20 protein-coding genes and 1 pseudogene are annotated in these 20,203 nt (G+C 58.1%); 12 read left to right on the top strand and 9 right to left on the bottom strand.

The features are described 5' to 3' along the window. Nucleotides 1-78: 78 nt before the first annotated feature. Nucleotides 79-1,086: a trans-3-hydroxy-L-proline dehydratase gene (lhpH, locus tag KHO33_RS18170; protein ID WP_054033861.1), complete on the top strand. Its 1,008-nt coding sequence runs from the start codon at nucleotides 79-81 to the stop codon at nucleotides 1,084-1,086. Nucleotides 1,087-1,269: 183 nt separating this feature from the next. Here the strand turns inward: lhpH and KHO33_RS18165 are convergent, their stop codons facing one another. Next, nucleotides 1,270-1,875, bottom strand: coding sequence for a TetR/AcrR family transcriptional regulator (locus tag KHO33_RS18165; protein WP_054033859.1), 606 nt, complete (start codon nucleotides 1,873-1,875; stop codon nucleotides 1,270-1,272). 133 nt (nucleotides 1,876-2,008) lie between these two features. Here KHO33_RS18165 and KHO33_RS18160 point away from each other — a divergent pair, with 133 nt between their 5' ends. The 5 genes from KHO33_RS18160 (at nucleotide 2,009) to KHO33_RS18140 (ending at nucleotide 7,036) form a co-directional block, all read left to right on the top strand. Continuing rightward, nucleotides 2,009-2,932, top strand: coding sequence for an NAD-dependent epimerase/dehydratase family protein (locus tag KHO33_RS18160; RefSeq protein WP_054034248.1), 924 nt, complete (start codon nucleotides 2,009-2,011; stop codon nucleotides 2,930-2,932). 2 nt (nucleotides 2,933-2,934) lie between these two features. Beyond that, nucleotides 2,935-3,279, top strand: a complete 345-nt coding sequence (locus KHO33_RS18155; protein WP_054033857.1) for a DoxX family protein — start codon at nucleotides 2,935-2,937, stop codon at nucleotides 3,277-3,279. A gap of 249 nt (nucleotides 3,280-3,528) precedes the next feature. Further along, nucleotides 3,529-4,134, top strand: coding sequence for an extensin (locus KHO33_RS18150; protein WP_234475800.1), 606 nt, complete (start codon nucleotides 3,529-3,531; stop codon nucleotides 4,132-4,134). Between the two features lie 219 nt (nucleotides 4,135-4,353). Continuing rightward, nucleotides 4,354-4,575, top strand: a complete 222-nt coding sequence (locus KHO33_RS18145) for a hypothetical protein (RefSeq protein WP_054033852.1) — start codon at nucleotides 4,354-4,356, stop codon at nucleotides 4,573-4,575. Nucleotides 4,576-6,556: 1,981 nt separating this feature from the next. After that, nucleotides 6,557-7,036, top strand: a complete 480-nt coding sequence (locus KHO33_RS18140; RefSeq protein WP_128575985.1) for an ASCH domain-containing protein — start codon at nucleotides 6,557-6,559, stop codon at nucleotides 7,034-7,036. Nucleotides 7,037-7,305: 269 nt separating this feature from the next. Here KHO33_RS18140 and KHO33_RS18135 read toward each other — a convergent pair whose 3' ends face one another. Both KHO33_RS18135 and KHO33_RS18130 read right to left on the bottom strand, forming a co-directional pair. Then, nucleotides 7,306-7,770 (bottom strand): cupin domain-containing protein, encoded by a 465-nt coding sequence (locus KHO33_RS18135; protein WP_054033848.1) that lies wholly within the window; start codon nucleotides 7,768-7,770, stop codon nucleotides 7,306-7,308. Nucleotides 7,771-7,945: 175 nt separating this feature from the next. After that, the gene (locus KHO33_RS18130) at nucleotides 7,946-8,221 is read right to left on the bottom strand and encodes a hypothetical protein (protein WP_128575984.1); all 276 of its coding nucleotides are present in this window, start codon (nucleotides 8,219-8,221) and stop codon (nucleotides 7,946-7,948) included. A 117-nt stretch (nucleotides 8,222-8,338) separates the two neighbouring features. Here KHO33_RS18130 and KHO33_RS18125 point away from each other — a divergent pair, with 117 nt between their 5' ends. After that, the gene (locus KHO33_RS18125) at nucleotides 8,339-8,719 is read left to right on the top strand and encodes an SDR family oxidoreductase (protein WP_128575983.1); all 381 of its coding nucleotides are present in this window, start codon (nucleotides 8,339-8,341) and stop codon (nucleotides 8,717-8,719) included. 45 nt (nucleotides 8,720-8,764) lie between these two features. Next, nucleotides 8,765-9,460: an NADPH-dependent F420 reductase gene (locus KHO33_RS18120; RefSeq protein ID WP_054033844.1), complete on the top strand. Its 696-nt coding sequence runs from the start codon at nucleotides 8,765-8,767 to the stop codon at nucleotides 9,458-9,460. A gap of 128 nt (nucleotides 9,461-9,588) precedes the next feature. On the opposite strand, the gene KHO33_RS18115 is transcribed toward KHO33_RS18120, so the two are convergent. From KHO33_RS18115 to KHO33_RS18110, 3 genes and pseudogenes are all read right to left on the bottom strand, one after another. Further along, nucleotides 9,589-10,038, bottom strand: a complete 450-nt coding sequence (locus KHO33_RS18115) for an ester cyclase (protein ID WP_200560934.1) — start codon at nucleotides 10,036-10,038, stop codon at nucleotides 9,589-9,591. Nucleotides 10,039-10,743: 705 nt separating this feature from the next. Continuing rightward, nucleotides 10,744-10,827, bottom strand: a pseudogene (locus KHO33_RS42130) (alpha/beta fold hydrolase); the annotation flags it as partial. Between the two features lie 166 nt (nucleotides 10,828-10,993). Further along, entirely contained in the window at nucleotides 10,994-11,869 is an 876-nt protein-coding gene (locus KHO33_RS18110) for a LysR family transcriptional regulator (protein ID WP_054033842.1), read from the bottom strand. Nucleotides 11,870-12,519: 650 nt separating this feature from the next. Between KHO33_RS18110 and KHO33_RS18105 the strand changes: the two genes are divergently transcribed. Together KHO33_RS18105 and KHO33_RS18100 are read left to right on the top strand one after the other, a co-directional pair. Further along, nucleotides 12,520-14,283 (top strand): serine hydrolase, encoded by a 1,764-nt coding sequence (locus KHO33_RS18105; RefSeq protein WP_200560932.1) that lies wholly within the window; start codon nucleotides 12,520-12,522, stop codon nucleotides 14,281-14,283. Nucleotides 14,284-14,388: 105 nt separating this feature from the next. Further along, nucleotides 14,389-14,799 carry a S26 family signal peptidase gene (locus KHO33_RS18100; protein WP_054033840.1) on the top strand — a complete coding sequence of 137 codons (411 nt, stop codon included), beginning with the start codon at nucleotides 14,389-14,391 and terminating at the stop codon, nucleotides 14,797-14,799. A gap of 38 nt (nucleotides 14,800-14,837) precedes the next feature. On the opposite strand, the gene KHO33_RS18095 is transcribed toward KHO33_RS18100, so the two are convergent. Together KHO33_RS18095 and KHO33_RS18090 are read right to left on the bottom strand one after the other, a co-directional pair. Then, entirely contained in the window at nucleotides 14,838-15,515 is a 678-nt protein-coding gene (locus tag KHO33_RS18095; RefSeq protein WP_200560930.1) for a hypothetical protein, read from the bottom strand. A gap of 162 nt (nucleotides 15,516-15,677) precedes the next feature. After that, nucleotides 15,678-16,217: a hypothetical protein gene (locus KHO33_RS18090; RefSeq protein WP_054034245.1), complete on the bottom strand. Its 540-nt coding sequence runs from the start codon at nucleotides 16,215-16,217 to the stop codon at nucleotides 15,678-15,680. A 267-nt stretch (nucleotides 16,218-16,484) separates the two neighbouring features. On the opposite strand from KHO33_RS18090, the gene KHO33_RS18085 reads away from it, so the two are divergent. Next, complete coding sequence (locus KHO33_RS18085; RefSeq protein ID WP_054033834.1) at nucleotides 16,485-18,425, top strand: NHL repeat-containing protein; 1,941 nt, start codon at nucleotides 16,485-16,487, stop codon at nucleotides 18,423-18,425. Nucleotides 18,426-18,450: 25 nt separating this feature from the next. Here KHO33_RS18085 and KHO33_RS18080 read toward each other — a convergent pair whose 3' ends face one another. Further along, nucleotides 18,451-19,113 (bottom strand): glutathione S-transferase family protein, encoded by a 663-nt coding sequence (locus KHO33_RS18080; RefSeq protein ID WP_054033832.1) that lies wholly within the window; start codon nucleotides 19,111-19,113, stop codon nucleotides 18,451-18,453. A gap of 108 nt (nucleotides 19,114-19,221) precedes the next feature. On the opposite strand from KHO33_RS18080, the gene KHO33_RS18075 reads away from it, so the two are divergent. Then, a complete protein-coding gene (locus KHO33_RS18075; protein WP_054033830.1) occupies nucleotides 19,222-20,199 on the top strand; it encodes a helix-turn-helix transcriptional regulator in 978 nt (325 codons plus the stop codon). Nucleotides 20,200-20,203: the final 4 nt, after the last annotated feature.

Below are 20,203 nucleotides of genomic sequence, written 5' to 3'. Positions count from 1 at the left end.
TTCGAACCCGTGGCAGCATAACGTGCGCTGCATGGCGTCCGTAGTGGCGCGCAGACATCACGTGGAGGATATAAGGATATGCAGGTCAGTCGCACAATCAGTACCGTCGAAGTCCATACCGGCGGAGAGCCGTTCCGGATCGTCACCTCGGGTCTTCCCCGCCTGCAGGGCAACTCGATCGTGGAGCGCCGTGCCTGGGTACGCGAACATGCGGACAATATTCGCCAGGCCCTGATGTTCGAACCCCGCGGACATGCGGACATGTACGGTGGCTATCTGACGCCGCCCGTTTCACCCACGGCCGATTTCGGTGTCATCTTCCTGCATAACGAAGGCTATAGCGACCACTGCGGACACGGCGTGATCGCACTGGCAACGGCTGCGGTGGAGCTCGGCTGGGTGCAGCGCGAATCGCCCGAGACGCGTGTCGGCATCGACGCACCGTGTGGGTTTATCGAAGCATTCGTCAAGTGGGACGGCATGCACGCCAACGGTGTGCGATTCATTAACGTGCCGTCGTTCATTTACAGGCGCGACGTGAGCGTTGAGACGCCGACCTACGGGACGGTGACGGGCGATATCGCGTTCGGTGGGGCGTTCTATTTCTACACGGACGGCGCACCGCACGGCCTCGCGATTCGTGAGTCGTCAGTCGAGGTGCTCAAGCAATTCGGCGCGGAAGTGAAGATCGCTGCCAATCGCGCATTTCCCCTCGTGCATCCGCAGATTCCGGAAATCAATCATATCTACGGCACGATCATTCACGGCGCGCCAAGATTTCCCGAGTCCACTCAGGCGAACTGCTGCATTTTCGCGGACCGGGAAGTGGACCGTTCTCCGACAGGTTCGGGCACCGCAGGCCGCGTTGCACAACTGTATCTGCGTGGCGAGATCGGGCGAGACGACGTACTCGTGAATGAATCGATCATCGGTACGGTGTTTCGCGCGCGTGTTGTCGGTGAAACCCTACTTGGCGAATTCCCCGCGGTGATCCCCGAGATCGAAGGCTCAGCCCACGTTTGTGGATTTGCCAACTGGATCATCGACGAACGGGATCCGCTCAAGTATGGATTCCTGGTACGTTGAGCGGTACTCGCTCACGATTACAGGTGCCTGTGCGGTCTGCGGATTGATGTTCCCTAGGGTAGGGAGTTTGCGGAATGCGTGTCGAACAGTGATTGCTCGGAAGCGGACGTGCGGTGTCTTGCTTCCTGCGCTATACGCTGTCGCGTTCCGCATGCAGCGGCTCGACATCTTATGCGGTGCCCCTTAGCGAAGTGCAGCCGCTACCGCCTCGTCAATCTGCAGCGCAAAGCGTGCTTCAACATCGGGCACCGTGTAGCCAAGTGTCAGTTCCAGATGCGCGTCGCCTAGCACCAACTGAACGAATGTCGCTGCCCGCAATGCAGCAGTCGATTCGTCAAATCGCCTTCGCAGAATTTTTGCGGCGAAGGCCCGCACGACCTTTGCGCCATTTTCGTAAAACACCTGGCCGAGTTCCGGAAAACGCGCGGCCTCGGCAACGATGGCCCGGTAAAGCCCCAGACTATCCGGCGTAATTAGGCTTCGTGCCAGCACCCATCCCAACTCGCGCAACTCGACTTCGGGTTCGCCATCGGATTGCTCGCCCTGAGCGCTCGCAAGCACCGCGCCCACCTGAGCGCACATTGCGCTCACCAGACCAACGAAGAGCGCCTCCTTCGACTTGAAGTGGCGGTAGACCGTCTGTTTGCCGACGCCGGCGGCCGAGGCGACATCGTCCATCGTTGCCATACCGAAACTCCCGCGCAAGAAAACGGTTTTCGCGCCGTCGAGGATTGCAGACCGTTTGCGGCATTGCAGCGGGCTCAGGCCGGGGAGAGAAGAAGTGTCCATCCCAGATAAATAACAGATCGTTGAGTGGTTGACAAGACTGGGTAGTCTCGTTTAGATTCGTTAAAACGAGACTGATGAGTCTCGTTTTATGACTTTTCGCTTTCAACTTCGCAACTGATTATTGGAGAACGCTTTGAAACTGTTCATTACAGGTGGTACCGGCTTCATCGGGCAAGCGGTCGCGCGCAAGGCAATCACCCTCGGTCATCAGGTGACGGCGCTGGTGCGCCGGGACAGCTCGGCGGCCGCCAGCGCGCTGGCACGTCTCGGTGTGACACTGTATTCCGGCGACCTGCGCGAGCCACAGTCTTTCGCTGCGGCTGCCGGTGCCGCTGATGGCGTGGTGCACGCCGCGTCGACCAACGATGCTTCCGCTGCTGCAGTTGATGAGGCCGCGGCTGTAGCGATGCTTTCGCATTCGCATCCGGGCGCGGCGTTTGTCTATACGTCGGGCATCTGGGTCTACGGCAATACGGAGGGGGAGCCTGCGACTGAAGCATCGGCGCTGAACCCGACGCCACTCATCGCCTGGCGGCCCGCAGTGGAGCAACAGGTGCTGGCGCTAGCAGCACGCCGCTCGATTGCTGCGGTGGTCCTCAGGCCGGCGATGGTGCACGGCTACGGCGGCGGCGTCTTCGGCATGCTTGCTGGCATGGTCCGTCAGACGGGCAGTGTGAGGATCGTCGGCGATGGTCGCAACCACTGGCCTGCCGTTCACGTAGATGATCTCGCCACGGCCTATCTGAGCGCGGTGGAGCGGGCGGCAAGTGGGGACGGTCGAGTCGCGGGACAGATCTTCAACGTGGTCGCGGAAGATGCCATTGCGGTTGCCGAAATGGGTGAAGCGATTCGGGCCTCGGTCGGCGCCGATCGCGTCGAACCCTGGCCGCTCGACGATGCTCGCAAATCGCTTGGACCGTTCGCTGACGCACTGGCGCTCGATCAGACAGTAAGCGGCCAGCATGCCCAGCAAATTCTTGCGTGGACGCCCCATGGCCCCGGCCTGATTGCGGACCTCTCTGAACAAAAGCACTTTCGGCAAATCAACGGAGCATGACCATGGCGTGGAACAGTGCATCTTTCGGGTCGATTCTCGCGATGATCGTAGCGGTTCTGTTCGCGGTTGCTGGGGCGGTCAATCTTGCAGGACCCGGCGCGGTGAAGCGCGACTTCGCACGCTGGGGTTACCCGGCATGGTTTCGTTTGCTCTGTGGCGCACTCGAGCTGTTGTCCGCGGCACTTCTTTTTGGACAACAAACCAGAGTTTTGGGCCTAACGCTGGCCGGTGCGATCATGGTCGCCGCGCTCTTCACGTTGCTACGAAACCGTGAGCCGTTTGGGCATCTCGCTCCGGCGTTGATCTTCTCGACTCTCGTTGTGGTTACTGCGGTGCTCCGCGGGTGAGGCTTGCTCGCCACGAGGCGAGTGAGCCTGGGACGCTAACAAGCCGTGCGGGCTTGTCAGGTCGGTCACTACTGTCATTCATCTGATGAAAGCCGCGATCAGTGGTTTACCATGACTGGCTCATGTCGTTTGCAGGAGCTGTCAGTAAGTATGATGAATACCCGAAAAATTTTGATGATTGTTGGAGGGCTCCTGCTCGTAGCAGTAGGGACCACATACCTGATGCTCCTTCAGGCGGACCGCCGCTCAATGGCAGAAGTCACGGCCGCCATGCATGAGTCCGCACACTCTCCCGTAGTCGATTCGCGCGCTGGCGATCACGTGACGGAAGGCAGCATCGACCAATCGAAGCCGTCCGGCGCGATCACGAAAAGCACTGCCATCGCGCAGGAGCCGGTGGTTCCTGCTCATGCTCCTGCGGCTGCTCTGGCAGTCGCACCTGCTGCCGTGACGGCCGCGCCCGTATCCAGTCCGGCCGCCGCACAAGTCACCGGACAATCGAAACCTGAGGCACAACCGAAGCAGGCGCCGTCGACGGCAGTCGCGTCGGTGAACGTGCAGGACTCGGGTACGCCGAAGGTGGTTTCGGCGCAGCGCGCCCTGCGTGGACGAGACGGTTCGGACCATCACGCGATAACGACGGGAGGCGCGACACCGGAAACGGACGAACTGGTCAGGGAATCGGCGAAGCTCGATCCATCGTTGCCTCCGCCGGATATGTCGTCTGCTCGCGCCACCACGGACCAACGTAGCTCCAAACCAGGCACCGGCTCGAATCCGGTCGCAGCCGCGATGACGGATCAGCTCGTCAAGGAATCGGCGAAGCTCGATCCTTCGCTGCCGCCGCCCAAGTAACTGACGTGGAAAGCGTCCCGATCTTGACGGGCGCGAACCATTTGCATCTAGTTCATGGATGTCTGTCCGTTTAATCGCAAGACTCCGAAAGACCTCGATCATTATTTAGCTGGTTGATGACGTCTTTTTGGCCACATACGCTACCGTAAAATCTTGCCAAGGCGGAACTCGCGGGCTGCGGCAATCAGCAAGTGTCGGTGCGGGACGGGGAGTATAGCGATGAAAATGTCTCACAGATTAGGAAGCCCCGATACGGCGGGGCCGGTGTGGGGGCTTGTCTTTGGCATGTTCATGACGGCAATCGGAATGGGCCTCTGGTTTTATGCGACGTCGTCGGCCCCCGACGGACGACAAGATGAATCGCTGGCCGTAGCGGCCGTCATCGTCGGCCTGTTTTCTGCCGTCTACGCGGGGCGCGAACTCTGTCACAAACGTCGGTAGATCGCCAGTCTTAATCGACATACGACCTGGAGATTCCCCGACGTTAGTCACCGGGCCCCGCTGGCGATAGCGGCGGCAAGACCGTCTCGCTGCGACTGCAGACGTGACCAGGCAGTTATAAGCGCGTCGAGAGACGCTAGCTCCTTGTCACGAGATCCCAAACGCTGAAGCAGCGAAATGTACTCCCTTCGCACTGCAATCACGCCTTCAAGCGCCACCAGGGCTTGCTCAACTTCGCGGAGTTGCCGTCGCAGCTCATCAGTCATTTCAATCCTCCCGACGGACGAACGCATCCTGTTCGTACTGGACACGCTCCACCGGCTCCAGTGCGCTTGGCTCTCGTTGCTGATGCCGAAGGCTGCGGATAATCCGGCGAGCTTCCCTGATTCCCAATAGCACTCTCTCAAGGGCGTAGTGGATTGACGCGGACTCGCTTGGCGCAACGTGATCGTACGGGCGCGGTTTTGCTTGTGGCGCTCTCCCGCGTCCATAGTGGACTCCGCCAAAGCACTGTGTAAACGTACAGTATCGCGAGTTGCACGTAAAGACCTAGACTTATTATTCCGACACAAACTCGGAGCGTGCCATGGTCAGCAAGACTATCCGCCGGACATTTTCCGGTCTGACTTCGACGTTTTCGCCAGCGCCGAAAGGCAAGCAAGGGGTTGCATATACCGTGAAATCGGCCCAGCAACGCGCCGACGAAGCCTGGAGACGCGCGACGCACGGCGTCCACAGTTCCCTACTCCTTAAAGATCCGAAAGCGTGATTTTCGGAAACCAGAAGCAAGACCGAGCCTGCCGTCCGAATTAGCTGTGATCGAAGCCGGAGACGAACTATGACTGCGCCGCAAAAACTTTACGGTGTGACACTGAAGCCCCAAGCCAAGGCTCCGCGCAAGCTGATCGAAGTCCCCGACCCCGAGGCGCGTCCCGACTTTTTGGAAGCCGTTCGCCGAGTCGTGACGGAGAATCGGGAAGCTGGGGAGCGACGGCCCCGAGAATAATTCGATCTAGTATGGCTGCCGTGGCACATGCGACTTGAGCTACGAAACATAGTCGCTCGGGTTGGAAAATATCGAATCGGGTGGCCGACGGGTACGACGTCGCGTCCCTCGACCTCAATCGGTCAACGGCTAAGTTGGGACGACTACCGCCGATTACCTGCTTCAAGAGCGAACCTTCAGATTCAAATGATCCCCGGGGCGTGCTCGCAGTATTTCAGGCAACTGGCTGATGAGTCGAGATAACTTCCATGCTCCCGCCAGGACTCAGCCCTCTTTGAGAAAGCCAGCGGGATAGTCCGAATATTCCCTCGGAGAACATCATTACGGCAACTTTCGACTGCTCAAGCTGATTGGAGCGGTGACCGATATAGCGATCATTCATGTGGCTGATTGCAGCTAATGGAGGGTCAACGTGGCATCGTTCAGATTCGATGAAATCGAGAGACTTGTTAAGCATAACGACGTGGTAATCGTGCGATCAGACGAACAGAAGATGAAGATTTCTCCTTATCGTGGCAAGCAGCAGCGCGATGCAATTCTTACTTTCTTAAGGTTGTCCGGGGCACACTCACGAGCGATCGTGTTCAGTCACCACTCACCGGCCGGTCCGATAGGCGTCGACGTTCAATCAGGAGAGTCCTTCACGTGGCAAGGACTCTGATTCAAGCAGCACCGGATCTGAATGGTGTTGCACGTCTACCGCGACCCAGAAGGACGATGCATCGGCAAGCTGCGACTCGCCGCAGGCTCAATGCAGTGAACGAGCACCTGAGTTCATATGTCGGCTCATCAAGCCACCGCGCTCGCATGGCGAGATTCGGCCTGACACAGAATGAGATTGATCCTGCTCTCGTCCGTCGCGCATAAGACGGCCATCGGCCATTTTGAGACCTTCGACAACACCCCATCAATCGTCGACAATCACCGCGCGAGATTCCGATACCGATAGTTGCAATCGAAAGGATGCCGAAATAGATGGGAAAAAGTGTAGACGAGCTAGTCACCGACTTGGCCGAACAAGACATACATCTACCTAAAGGGTACGTTCGAGTTGGTGGATTTGGGGATTCGGAAGCACTTTCGGAGTCGCTGATCACACTCATTCGTGCTGGCGTAAAACGTGGTACCTGCAGTCTGGCTTGGTCGTGGGACTTCGACGGTGAGTCAATTCCTGAGGCTGGAGACATTGAAATAGTGCTTGACTGGCATGGTCGACCGGCGCTCGTTCTACGAGTCACTGAAGTGCATATCGTGCCTTTCGATTGCGTCGGTGCTGAATTCGCGGCTAGCGAAGGAGAAGGCGATCTTTCACTAACGCATTGGCGGACGGAGCACTGGCGCTTCTTCACAGATGAGTGCAGCCGAATTGGTCGGGTGGCTGACAGTTCGATGCCTCTCATATGCGAGAGCTTCGAGGTCCTTTACACGCTTACGCCCATTCAGCGACGCGAATGACTGCTCACGGAGATACTGAACGTCCCTTCCGCGTCGGGTCCCGCCTCACTCTTTTCTCGTAAGCGGCCGTTCTCTGAGCGTAGCAACATCAAGGCATGATCGTGCGAATGACAGGTTGCCGTGTATCGACAGCTTGGCCTCGCCGAGGCGTGCGCGGGCCGGCGGCAGCGCGCGCTCGATTATTTCGAGCGCGTCCGTGAACACGATCCTGACGGTCGCGCGAGTGTCTGTCTTGCGTCGATCAGGGAGCGCCGGATATCGACGACACGTCAGGGAACCATCTGCATGTCGCCCGGAGCTTGCGGCGGCAGCTTGATAGAAACGACCTTGAATTCGCCGCTGGTCGGCTCGGACCCCGCATGCACCGTTCCCTTCGGGATGATGATCAAGTCGCCGGCGTGAATCTGACGCTGTTCGTTACCTAGCCAGAACGTGCCGCTTCCCGAAATCACATACTGGATTTCGTCAGAATCTCTATGCGTATGCTTGGGTACGTTACCGGTCTGCACTGCGACGGTCCCGCTCGGCGTGACGACCAGGCCCTTCGAACGCAAGGTGCCCATGTTCGGGATCTGTGGACCAAGATCGGCATCGGTTAAGGCTGCCAGGTCAACGATCTGCGCCGTTAGCGGTACGTCTGACGCCTGAGCCCGCGCCAGTGTGCCCAGATGAGATGCAAACATGCCGGCAACGAAGGTGACAGGCAATGCCGCGAGATAGATGTATCGACGCATGTTCTTATCCTTTCAGATTGAACGGACCATCGGTGTGCAGTGTTGAGGAGTGGCTTGTCCTTATTCGATTGTCGCACCATCGAGAAGGCAGCTCAAAACCAGGGCAACACCTGAGCACCCTCCCGGCGTCGCTCGTTGCCTGAAGTCAAATCGTCAACAATCGAGCTATAACCAACTAGTCAAAGAAAGGCACGATGCCGGGCGCACTCACCGGATTACCCACTGCGAGCGCAAGTAAACCGTTCGAGATATTGAAAGGGTCCGCTTTCACCGTCGGATCGAAATTTCCATTGTTCGACAGCACGATTACGTCCGCCGTCCAGTTTTCATCAATCACGCGCGACGCGGCCGCAAGGAACCCGTTTATGCCGCCCCCGTGAAACCGGACTAGCGGCTTGCCCTGTTTCACCATTATCCCGAACCCCTTACCATCACCGTGATCGGCGAACATGACTCTGCGAGAGTTGGGATGCAACAAGGGGCCTTCATGTAAAGCGCAATGCCAGCGCGCAAGGTCATCAACTGTCGAAAAAAGACCGCCAGCGGCGAAAGGTAAGCTCATAGCGATATGAGGAGCACGCAGCCAGCGGGCGGCGACGCGACCTCGCTCGTCGTCGATGTGACGAAAGAGGACGACATTGCCGCGATGGTGAGGCTTGCGGTCGATACTTATGGCAAGCTTGACATTGCGTTCAACAACGCAGGCACGGAAGGCATTTTTGCGCCGCTCGTCGAACAGAACAAGGAACGCTTTGACATGGTGTTCGAACCGAACGTACGCGGTGTGTTCAACAGCATGAAATACGAAGCGGAAGTCATGCTGAAACAGGGTTTTGGAAGCATTACTAACAATGCGTCGATGGGGGGCGTGATCGGCTTCGAAAACGCGTCACTCTATATTGGCACGAAGCATGCGCTGCTCGCAGACGCCGGCTATTCCGTCGCCTGAAGGTTTCACCGCGGCGCGCGGCTCGTTCACTTTCAAGAGGTCATCATGAATATCAGCATCATCGGAGCGGGAAACATCGGTAAGGTACTCGCGCGCCGTTTCGTCGAAAATGGGCATGCCGTGCGTATCGCGAACTCGCGCGGAGCGGCATCGTTGGGGGACATTGCGAAGGAAACGGGCGCGACGGCAAGCGATGTGCAGGATATCGTCGCCGACGCGGACGTGATCGTCGTGACGATTCCGCAAGCCAAGGTGACGAATTTGCCGAAGGGTCTGTTCGACAACGCAAAGCCGTCAGCTGTCGTCGTGGATACGGGTAACTATTACCCTCGTCAACGCGACGGGCGTATCGACGGCATCGAGACCGGCGCGCCCGAAAGCCGCTGGGTCGAGGAGCAGATCAGCCACGCCGTCGTCAAGGCGTTCAACAACATCTATGCCGCGCACCTCGAAGGGATGGGCAAGCCCGCTGGCACGTCGGGACGCATCGCGCTGCCTGTGGCAGGCGACAACCCGAAAGCGAAGGAAGTCGTATTCAAACTCGTCGATCAGATCGGCTTCGACCCAGTAGACGCCGGCACGATCGCTGATTCATGGAGGCAGCAGCCCGGCTCGCCTGTCTATACGGGCGATTTCGATGTACAAGGCGTCAAAGATGCGCTGGCGCGCGCGACGACGGAGCGCACCGAAAGCTGGAAGGCGACGCACGCAAGTCCTGGCACGTTTGATCGCCCGGCCTGACGTGATGTCCGGTTGAGCCGAACCGGCGCGACCAGCAGTCAGTGTCCCGAAGGCCGACTAGCACCAACGCATTCGGCGTTAGATACGCACAGCATTACCGAAAAACTGCGGAAATGCTGTGCCTTCGATCACGCTGCCTTGAGGAGTCCAAGTTGTTGCAGCGCTGTCACGCCGTCGTCCAGCCCGATTTCTTCGACGATCTTGCCACCATTGAGCCGTAGCACGGTCGTGCCAGTGAAGCGCATTTTCCGTCCGGTCGCGGCCGGCAACGATCCAATGAGGAAATCGCTGAATGCCGGGCCGGTATGTGTGCCTCCGCCCTCCCAACGGCCGACTACATAGTCCCCCTCGGCGATGAGATCAGCGGCGCCCCAGAAGTTGAGATCCGGGAATGCTTCGCGGAAATCGGTCATGAATGCCTTGATGTCGTCGCGGCCACGACGCGGCTCGTGCAGCGAGTATTGAAGCAGCATGTCAGGAGCAGCAAGTTCGTCGACGATGTCGAGGTTGCATGTCTTGCCCCAGAAATCGGTGAACCAGCGGCCCACGACGGCCTTGTTGTCATCTTCCCTCGACATGGTGAATTCCTCATTGACTGTGGTTGAAAGAGGGAAACGCAATCGCCTCCCTCTGCCTGAACAATATTGGCGCCAGCAGTCAGCCGCCCCCCGTTTCTTGCTGCAATACTCGATAAACCGACACGCGTCTTGTGGTGGCGATGGTCACTACGCGCGTCGTTCGTAAGTGACGGCGCCATGAGGCGTAGCGACGTGAAATAGGCAGCAAGAATCGGAGTGCCTGTGCCGACCTGCTGCCATAACCTGTCCATGCGATCGCACAGTAACCGAGGCCGGCGGACGAAGGGCGGTGCGCTTGAACCTCATGCATCTCGCGGGCGCTCGGAGCGCCAATGCCGTCATCGGCGTAGCACTCGCCTGTCCCTCATTGAAAGGAGTTTAACCATGTTGCCATTTCTATCGTTTCACGCGCTCGCAGCCCAACGCGGCGATGGACTGCGCCCTGAACTTCTAGCCTTATTTGAACGCCATGCGCGATCAGAGACTGGTCTCGCTACCATCATCGAACCTGTCGAAACAGAGTCTCTCTCCCAGGTCGCAGGCGCCGCCTCCAATAGTCCTGTGAAGGAGTGACGGGCCGATGAGGCGTCGACGAACGTCTCATGCTCCCGCTGGGGCGGACAGTAGGTCACGAGTTCTGAGCGACTCGAACGGGGCGCGTGCTGCGGATCGCCGTCAGCCAGTGCGGCAAGCCTCCGCTCAGTCTTATCGACAGAACTGCAGAATGGCATCGACAACGTCCCGCGGCGCTTCGCGCTGCGGGAAGTGTCCCACTCCATCGAGCATCTTTCATTCGCTCTCTCGTCCTATATTCCCCTTAACGCGGGTCAGCAACCGTTCGTCGCGCAACACTAGGCGATCAAGAAGGGCAGGCGAGTAGTAGTGTGGTACGTCCGAATCATTGGGACGCGAACTACGACTCGCCTCTCAGGTATGTTGTCGCAGGAAACAAGAATCAGCCGCCTTTCAGCGCGGCGCGCACAAACGAGACAAACCGTGACGTAACCGGATTCTTCTGCGCATCCGCCCACACAAGCCCAACACGCCACTTCGCGTGCCTCCCGCGAAGCGGCAGGACGGTAGCGTCCCGAAGAAGATGTTGCGCACGCGAGGGAACGAACGCGACGCCGACTCCAGCAGCGACAGATGCCAGGACAGACTGCACATCATCAGCCTGTTGCGTCACGTTTGGTACGAAGCCCTGTTCGCGACACCAGCTTTCGACTTGCGCAGCGAGGCCGGGTCCACGCGCACGCCGCAAGGCCAGGAAGCCTATTTCATTCAGCTTGCCAAAATCGGAGGGAAGACGCACGTGCTCAAGGCGTGGGGGTAACGCCAGAGCAAGTGTCTCTTCCATCACACGAAGCGACGAGAGACCGTCGACCGAAGGCGCCCGCATAAAGCCCACATCCAGCTTCCCCGCCAGAAGGCGGCGCGTCTGCTCAGCGGAAGACAGGTCACTCAACGCGACGGCTATGCCCGGATACTGCTGACGGAAGTCGGCAATGATCTGCGGCGCGATCGTCAGCACGGACAGACAAATGCCGATCCGCAAATGCCCACGCCTGCCGCTGCCAGCCTCTCGCGCACGCGCGAGAATCTCGTCGGCGTCGTGGACGAGCGCTTGCGCATCGGGCAGGAAAATTTCCCCGAACCGCGTCAGCTCCGCGCCATGGCGGCCCCGCTCGAACAGCTTCGCGCCCAGGCTCGCCTCCAGCGCGCCGACCTGTTTGCTCAACGCCGGCTGACTCATGTGCAGAGCGTCTGCCGCGCGCCCGAAATGACGCAGCTCGACGACCGACAAAAACGTTCTCAGCAGTTTGAGTTCCATTCCAGCTCGTTATCGTATCGATAAAATCATTCATTTTACTAATCGATGGACGAGTTGTTCAATACGGGTATGTCCTTTCACACGAGATTACCCATGGCCTCAACGAGCCCCAAGTGTCATTCACACCAGCCGGGCCGCAAAGAGGTCTCGGTTGACGATCGCGCCAGCGATCCTGAACCTGCGCAGGATCCTTTGATTGGTAGGAAGCGCGGCCCGCGTCGCCCTCGCTTCGCCGGGGTATCTTCGGCAGATGATCCCCAAGTTCAGACGGGCGCGATCGCCGTGAGCTTCGCCATCGTCTCTCGCAAACGGTGGGCGCGCTGAAAGAAATCAACCGCTCAGACTTCATCAGCTCACAGGATGTGAAAGGGCTTGACGAAACCACTTGCCGAGCGGCATCGGGTTTATGCCGAACGCATCCAAAGCGCCAAAAGACTGTGAAATGAACGGCGCGTCATCCTCCGAACGACGGACCAGTTCAACAATTTGAGTGACTGCCCGCCTGCTTTGACATATGAAAGTCATGTGTCAGGCAACTCTGCTTTACTTCCCCTTTCTGCTTTACGATCTCCATCGGTTTCATCCCGAATGCCTTAGAAAGCGCAATAAACGTTTTCCGACGATCAACTTGCCGTTAAAGGACAAATTCGATGCTGAGAGAACTGGGTGATTTTGACGGTTTCATGGAGAAGTTGATCAGCGACTGGAACGTGCCGGGCATCGGCGTAAGCATCGCCAAGGACGACGAGATTGTGCTCTCGAAGGGCTACGGGTATCGCGACCACGCCAGCAAGTTGCCGTACACCGCGGCAACGTGGTTCCCAATTGCATCGAATACGAAGTTGTTTACGGCTGTGGCGGCGGGCCTCCTCGTCGATCGCGGCCTGCTCAGTTTTGACCGGCCGATCCGCGAATTCGTCCCCAGCCTGCGCTTTTATGACAAGGCGCTCGATGAGGCCGTCACGCTGCGCGATATGCTGAGTCATCGGACGGGCGTACCGCGGCACGACATGATCTGGTACGAGGCACGCCTCTCGCTGGCAGAATTGTTCGAGCGAATTCGTTTCATGAAGCCGACTGCGCCGCTGCGCTCGAAATTCATCTACAACAACATGATGTATGACGCGGTTGGCCACATCATAGAATTGTTGAGCGGGAAGCGCTGGGACCACTTCGTGCGGGACGAGATACTTACGCCGCTTGGCATGACTGACACGGCATTCACCATAGCCGACATGCTCACGCGAGCAGAACCTGCAGTGCCATTTCTGGAGAAGCGCGACAGCGATGAACTGTGGCAGCCGCCGTACATGGACGCCGACGAATCGAGCCCCGCCGGCAGCATTGTCGCCACAATGAATGACATGTCCCGCTGGTTGCTGATGCTGATGAATAAAGGCCGGGTGGCCGGCAAGCAGGTGATTCCCGAGCGTATTCTCAAGGCAACGCTGGCACCAGGCGTTGCAGTTCCTGACGCGATGAATGAAGTTCTGGGATTCACGCCGGAACTGAATGGCATCTATGGCATGGGTCGACAAACGGCGTCGTACAGAGGACACCTGTTAGCAAGTCACGGTGGAGATCTTCGCGCATTCCATTCGCAAGTTTCGTATTTGCCGAACGAGAAGATCGGCGTAAACGTCTTTGTTATCGGCGACCATTGCGCGATCCTGCGCAATGCCGTGGGCTATGAAATCTATGACCGTCTGCTGGGTCTGCCGCCAACGGACTGGATTCAGCGGCTTTTCGATTTCACCAGGCGGGCGAGGAACAGCCTTAGGGAAGCTCGCCAAAGAGTTGTGCCGAACCCCGTACCGAATACCTGCCCGTCGCATGGTCTGGCCGGCTATGCCGGTCGATACGAACACCCTGCGTATGGTCCATTGACGATCTCGCTCGAGAATAATCAGTTGCAGTTGGCATTCCGCCATATCTGTCTTCCTCTGAACCATTTCCATTACGACCGTTTCGACACCCCCGATGACGAAGTCGACGGCGCATGGTCCGTCCTGTTCCAGACGAGTTCGCTGGGTGACATCGACCGGGCGGTGCTGTGGCTCGATCAGGCCGAGGCGATATTCAAGCGGACACCCGATACGGTGCCCCAGTCCGTCATCGACAAAATCACGGGCGCCTACGTAACGGCGATTGGGATCAAAGCCGTGGTGCGGCTGAACCGTGAACAGAAGCTCACTCTGCGCTTTCCAAACGGGCCTACTGAAGTTCTGGTGCCGTTCAAAGACCTGCAGTTCCGCAGTTACCTGAGCCCGGAGACGACGTTCGAGTTTGTAATGGACGGTGATCGCGTCAAGGCGTTGCGGCACTGGGATGCGATTGCTGAGTTTGTCCTGACGCGTTCCGAGGATGACGACACGATCGACACAATGGAGGAAGACGAGGCGGCCGATGACTAGCGGCGCGCCCAGTGCTGAGACGTCATGCTTCAGCCAGACGCGGACACCGCGCTATTCGGCAATCGATTTCCGGTCTAAGGGACTCACGACATAACGGATATCAGCATGAACAAACTGTTGCCACCGACGATTGCCACGCTTGCCGGGTGCATGATCAGTTTCGGAACCGCCCACGGCGCCGACAGCAAGGATGCACAGCCATGCAGCGCGGAAAATGCTGCGCTACATGGCCCTTTTGTCCCGCATTTTTTCTTTCCGGACCAGCAAGGGAATCCTGTGAAGCCGACTACGACAGTCCGCAGTTTTACAAGTCAAGGTTGCGCCGGCGCAGTTTTACAGGGCGAACAGGGCACCGCGCGGGTCGGCGGCGACACGATTGAACTGAAGGGCGGGACCGTCTACGTGAACGGCGTTTCCTATGGTGCCGTTACACCAGCGCAAACGGTCGAATACGACGTCACACCAGACAAACGCACATTAGTGGTGGCCGGCAAGGTCCGTTCACCCGCGCGCTGACGCTCCAATTTCGATGGCCGATACAGCCGAACGACGCGCTACTGTCTCACCGCGTAACGCACCAACTCAGTTGAGGTCGTCGCAGGTACGCCCTTTCCGGCCATGCGGCTTTGAAACTCCTCACGGACAATACGCTTGGCGGTTGGGGCATACCACAGTGTCTCCTCCATCGGTCCACCCCCAAAGCCAGATTGCGGCGTCCAGACTCCCGTCATCCTGATCTTGATCGCGGAGAACGAGCCGGCCCTTGTCTTGATCTCTTCCACACCTTGCACTTCGCATTGGGCGCGCCGCAGCACAGTCGTGCTCGCTTCGCCGGCGGCCTGGCAGTCCGCTTCGTAGCGCGTTCCGGCCCGCAGCGGAAAATGAAGCGCGATACCGCAGGCGTGTTGGGCGGCTGCATTGGGAATCACGTTTGCTTCAGAGGTCAGCTCTACATGCCCGCTTCCGGACCCTATCTGAAGAGATGCACTCCCATCCGCATTGACGGACGTCACGGTTTGCGTGATGGTCCTACTCTTTCCGGACAGCAGGTCGGACCACACATAGGTCCAGTTGTCTCCGGTCCTGTAGTGCGGCGCATCCTGAGGCAGAAGGATGGAATCGGCCGCGCTGGCCGCCGAACTGGTTGAAGCGGCAAACCCCGCCGCCAGCAGGCACGCGGCCGCCCGCGAGCCAATATGCATGGAAGAGCGCTTGCTTTCGATTGCTTTCATGTCTACCCCTCATGTTGACGGATTCGGGTTGAACAGGCGCGAATCGAATTCGACCATTTGCAAAATCAACCGATCCGAGACGAATGAAACGCGTCACATATCGGTAGAAATTTCGCCGTCCAAAAAGACAGCGTCTCGCGGTTACTGTCACTGCCCGATGGGTTACTCCGAGAAGACGTACTTCCCATTCAATTTTTTAGGTGACATGAAATTGAAATCAGGAAAGATCCGGGTTCTGACGTACCAGATGTAGGCGAACAACCCCACCCCGATCAGACAACCAATCAAGGTTGACATGGGATGTTCCGCAAAGTCCGTGAACTGCCTTGGCAATTGTGTAATCGCCAAAATCAGATAGGCGTTGTAGGCGCCGACATTGTTCTTCGTAAAACCCCAGACGAACAACAGGGAAATCGCCACAGCCACCGCCGCGACGATCAACCCCGCCACGGCAGATATCTCGCTGCCAACAGCGTATCCCGCCAACAAGCCAACAATGACCTGCAACCACGCGATGACCCGAACGGCAATCAGATGGCCGCGGTTTGCACGGCATCGTTCAGGATCTGCGTGCGCTGCGATGAAATAGGCAAGCAGACGATCCTTGACGCCTTGTCCCGTCAACCTGGTGAACACTTCGGATTTCGCAACGCCGTTCGATAGAAGCTGCACGACCTGCGCTTTGATTTCTTTTCGATTCATCGACTCCACCCCTATGTTTTTTGGTAACGGTCAAAACGCCCTGATTCATTCGCTATGCATAGCGATACGCCGGGACAAGGCGAAATATTACCTGTTGCGCGAGAAGGAGAGGGGAGATCAATTCACATCGGCATGCAAAGTCGTAGTGCGGCTTGTAAAGGCGCAATGCGTTGCGTATGGTCATACGTGGGTCACCGATCACGAATTTGAAATCTGACTGGCCGACTATTCACGTGAATGATCACTACGTTCTGGAGAGCATCAGTCATGATTGAGAAAAAACGAATTCATGCTGTGCTACTCGCCGCGGCGATCGCCACCATCGCAACGATTGCGCCGGCGTGTCAGGCGGAAAACACCACCGACTGGCTGGCGAACACTTATGGCACCCTCGCTGCCCACGTGGGTAACACTGCGCGTTCCATGTGGGTCGCGCCGGAAGGCGTCATCTATACGGCCTCCATGTGGGACGAGTACGAGGGTGGCGTCGCTATCTACCAGGCTGGCAAGAGCCTCGGCTCGATGGGCGCGCACGGCGAGTTTCAGGGCAGCGCGATCACGGGCAACGCGACGTCGATCTTCGTGGCGCTGCAGCCCGGTGGGACGTACGGAAGCGGCGCGGTGGGACGATACAACCGCACCACCAAGGCTCGTGATCTATTGATTCAGATCAGCGCGTCGAACAATCAGCCTCGGGTCGACGTCGTCACTGGACTCGCCACGGCGGGCTCGCTCCTCTATGCGAGCGACTTCTATGGCAACCGCGTCCGGATCTTCACTACCGGCGGTGTCTGGCAGCGGGACATCAACATCACGGGCCCGGGTGCTCTCGCACTGGATGGCGCAGGCAATGTTTGGGTTGCGCAGAAAAGTGAGGGCTCGATTGTCGGGTTCAGTCCAACCGGCGCCCTGTTGAACACCATCCGTATGCCAAGTGGGTCGCTGCCATCGGCGCTCTATTTCGATGCGTCGTCGGGGCAGCTCATGGTCGGCGACGAAGGTCCCGATATGAATATCAAGCGCTACAAAGTTTCGGGCACACCGGCGCTGGCCGGCACGTTCGGCATTCAGGGCGGTTATCTCGACACCACGACGGGAATCAAAGGGCAGGTTGGTGACAAGCGCTTCACACGCGTCGTTGGCATCGGCAAGGACACCGCAGGCAACCTCTATGTGCTCAACAACCCGTGGGGCGGAAGCTGGGACCTCGGCCGCGACGGCGGCACCGACATTCACTCTTACAACAGTTCGGGTCGCCTGCAATGGAAGCTTCAGTCTCTCAACTTCGAGGGGATCGCCGCTGCGGACCCAGGTACCGACGGCGTCTACTTCTATGGCGGCACCAACATCTACACCGGCACCGCTGGGGGAACCTTCGTAGCGAACACGGTCGATCCGATCGCCTATCCGTCCGATCCACGCATCAACATCAACGATCGCTCGCGGGATGAGCACTTCGGTCAACTTGCCGCCGTCGGTGCCAACAGGATCCTCGTGGCGTCTGGCCAGAATCCCGATATCTACTACTTCTTCCACTTCAATGCTGCGAATGGCTACATCGCAATACCGGACGCCACACTTCCCGGTCCGGCGTTCAAGACGACAGCATCGGTCAGGGACGGATTCTGCATCGACAGCAAAGGGGGCGTGTGGGCAGGCTTGGACAAGACCGGCTACATCTATCACTACCCGTTGATCGGCTTCGACGCTAGCGGCAAGCCAACATGGGGACCCGGTGTCCCTATTCGCATTCCCGATAGCATCAAGCCGTTGACGCGCATCGTCTACCTCGCGGACAGCGACACCATGATTCTCGGACAGGGCGTTGTTGGGAGTACGGACTGGACGGGGATAGGCACGCGGATCGAGGTGTATCACGGCTGGAGCGCGGGCAACACCACGACGCCTAATCCGGTGATCAAGCTCCCCCATGTCGGCGCCAAGTCGATTGACGCGGCCGGCAGCTATCTCTTCGTCGGCTATTGGTTCGGTACCGGGCAAGCTTTGCCGAACATCGATGCGTTCAATCTTGCTACGGGTAACCTCGACACTACGTTGGTCAACACCAATACCGCTGAAGTCGACGCCAGCAGCGCTATCGATTCGATGTACGGCGTCAGGGCATACCTTCGATCGACGGGTGAGTACGTGGTGACGAAGAACAACGTTAAGGGGTCCAGTATTACTGTTTATCGCTGGACGCCCTGAATAGCACGAGGTTTTCAACAGGCTGCTAGTTAAGTCCTTGAAGGAAATCGGGGACCGCGTTTCCAATCGAGGCAAGATATCCCGCCATAGCACCGGCAACTTTTCGCACGGCAGGACGTGCGGTCATCCGTTCACGCCAAGCCAGCAGGTTGGGCGTTTCTCCTGTTATCGGCGCGCCCTTGCGCACGCCGAACAACTGCGCCATGTAAAACGCAATGTCGGCATAGGAATAGGTCTCGGCCAGAAATTCTCGATTCGCAAGAACTCGTTCCATGCGTCGATAGTATTGCAACGCTTCTTTGCGCGCGGTCTGCGCCGCAGGATCATCCGGCGCATCTTCAAGACCCATCAGTCGGACAATGTGGGGGAAATAGATTTCATCGCTGCAGTGTTCGAACTGACGCGCGACGGCGCGCGCCTTTGGATGCGCCGGCCATAAGGCGGGATTGGGCTTCAGGTCCTCAAGATACTCAAATATTTGCGTGGAATCGAAAATCTCCAGGTTGCCGTCTATCAGTACCGGCACTTGACGCTTCGGATTGACGCGCAATACATCTGGATGTTTGGGTTCGTAGCCGCGTTGCTGGTCAAACGGCGCCATCACCAGTTCGAAGTCGATGCCCTTCTCGTGCGCCGCGATCTCGACCTTGGCGCCGAACATGCTCAGGGGTCCGGAAATTATTTTCATTTGTCTCTCCTCAATTGATTTGATGATCGAGCAGATTAGGGGTGTGGCAGATAATAAGTCCGTTAACATGACACCTTATGTCATGTATTTTCAGGTAGGGTGTCGTTTATGAAAGCCAGCCGCCTTTTGTCGATCATGATGATGCTGCAAGCGCGCGGGCGTATGACCGCACCGGCTTTGGCTGAAGCACTGGAGGTTTCCGAGCGCACGATCTTGCGCGATATCGATCAGCTCTCCACTGCTGGCGTGCCCATTTGGGGGGATCGAGGTCGCAATGGAGGATTTCAATTGCGCGAGGGTTGGAGTACCGATCTCACAGGGCTCACGGAGCACGAAGCGCACGCGCTGTTTCTGGCAGGTTTGCCCGGGCCTGCGACAGAACTGGGCTTGGACGGCATGGCAACCTCGGCGCGGCTAAAGATGATTGCCAGCCTGTCTCCGGACTCGCGCGAGCGGGCTGATCGTGTCGCCAGCCGACTTCACATTGACACTGTGGATTGGTACCGTGCGCAAGAAACGCCGTTATTTCTGCGTGAAGTCGCCAATGCCGTTTGGGGCTCGTACCGTATCGAAGTGAAGTACGAGAGTTGGCAAGGTTTATCCAGCCGCGAACTTGAACCGCTTGGTTTGGTGCTCAAGGGAGGTACCTGGTACCTGATTGCCAAGATGGTGGGCAAGCCCGGCGCACTGACCTTTCGGCTAGCGAATATTAATGAACTCAAGACCTCCCGCCGTCGTTTCAAGCGTCCTGCGCGATTTGATCTGGCGAAGCACTGGCGTGACGCCATGAACCGGTGCGAGACTGATCTTTATCGGCTGACGGCACATATCGCCGTGTCGCCGCGCGGCGAGAACTGGTTGGCCAACGCGCGTATTAAAACCGCTCCAGTTTTGCAGGGTGCAGGTAGTGCGGAGGTGCCATCAGGATGGAAAGAGTTTTTGATGCCCATCGAATCCATCGAGCACGGCGCGCGGAAGCTGCTGGAATACGGTTCAAATTTGAAAATCGTAGGGCCGCAGGAACTTAAGAATAAATTTATGGAAGAGTTGTCGCAGTTGAAAGCCCTCTATAAGAAGGGAGCATGAGATC

The sequence above is a fragment of the Paraburkholderia nemoris genome (assembly GCF_905221015.1).
GTDB lineage: Bacteria > Pseudomonadota > Gammaproteobacteria > Burkholderiales > Burkholderiaceae > Paraburkholderia > Paraburkholderia nemoris.
This window is presented reverse-complemented; position numbering and strand designations above follow the sequence as displayed.

Coding starts and splice junctions, on each gene's coding strand:
- KHO33_RS18110 (WP_054033842.1), bottom strand. CDS start 11,869: ATGGAACTCAAACTGCTGAGAACGTTTTTGTCGGTCGTCGAGCTGCGT.
- KHO33_RS18105 (WP_200560932.1), top strand. CDS start 12,520: ATGCTGAGAGAACTGGGTGATTTTGACGGTTTCATGGAGAAGTTGATC.
- KHO33_RS18075 (WP_054033830.1), top strand. CDS start 19,222: ATGAAAGCCAGCCGCCTTTTGTCGATCATGATGATGCTGCAAGCGCGC.
- KHO33_RS18115 (WP_200560934.1), bottom strand. CDS start 10,038: ATGTCGAGGGAAGATGACAACAAGGCCGTCGTGGGCCGCTGGTTCACC.
- KHO33_RS18165 (WP_054033859.1), bottom strand. CDS start 1,875: ATGGACACTTCTTCTCTCCCCGGCCTGAGCCCGCTGCAATGCCGCAAA.
- KHO33_RS18130 (WP_128575984.1), bottom strand. CDS start 8,221: ATGTTCGCCGATCACGGTGATGGTAAGGGGTTCGGGATAATGGTGAAA.
- KHO33_RS18145 (WP_054033852.1), top strand. CDS start 4,354: ATGAAAATGTCTCACAGATTAGGAAGCCCCGATACGGCGGGGCCGGTG.
- KHO33_RS18080 (WP_054033832.1), bottom strand. CDS start 19,113: ATGAAAATAATTTCCGGACCCCTGAGCATGTTCGGCGCCAAGGTCGAG.
- KHO33_RS18125 (WP_128575983.1), top strand. CDS start 8,339: ATGAGGAGCACGCAGCCAGCGGGCGGCGACGCGACCTCGCTCGTCGTC.
- KHO33_RS18155 (WP_054033857.1), top strand. CDS start 2,935: ATGGCGTGGAACAGTGCATCTTTCGGGTCGATTCTCGCGATGATCGTA.
- KHO33_RS18135 (WP_054033848.1), bottom strand. CDS start 7,770: ATGCGTCGATACATCTATCTCGCGGCATTGCCTGTCACCTTCGTTGCC.
- KHO33_RS18090 (WP_054034245.1), bottom strand. CDS start 16,217: ATGAATCGAAAAGAAATCAAAGCGCAGGTCGTGCAGCTTCTATCGAAC.
- KHO33_RS18085 (WP_054033834.1), top strand. CDS start 16,485: ATGATTGAGAAAAAACGAATTCATGCTGTGCTACTCGCCGCGGCGATC.
- KHO33_RS18140 (WP_128575985.1), top strand. CDS start 6,557: ATGGGAAAAAGTGTAGACGAGCTAGTCACCGACTTGGCCGAACAAGAC.
- KHO33_RS18100 (WP_054033840.1), top strand. CDS start 14,389: ATGAACAAACTGTTGCCACCGACGATTGCCACGCTTGCCGGGTGCATG.
- KHO33_RS18150 (WP_234475800.1), top strand. CDS start 3,529: ATGGCAGAAGTCACGGCCGCCATGCATGAGTCCGCACACTCTCCCGTA.
- lhpH (WP_054033861.1), top strand. CDS start 79: ATGCAGGTCAGTCGCACAATCAGTACCGTCGAAGTCCATACCGGCGGA.
- KHO33_RS18120 (WP_054033844.1), top strand. CDS start 8,765: ATGAATATCAGCATCATCGGAGCGGGAAACATCGGTAAGGTACTCGCG.
- KHO33_RS18095 (WP_200560930.1), bottom strand. CDS start 15,515: ATGAAAGCAATCGAAAGCAAGCGCTCTTCCATGCATATTGGCTCGCGG.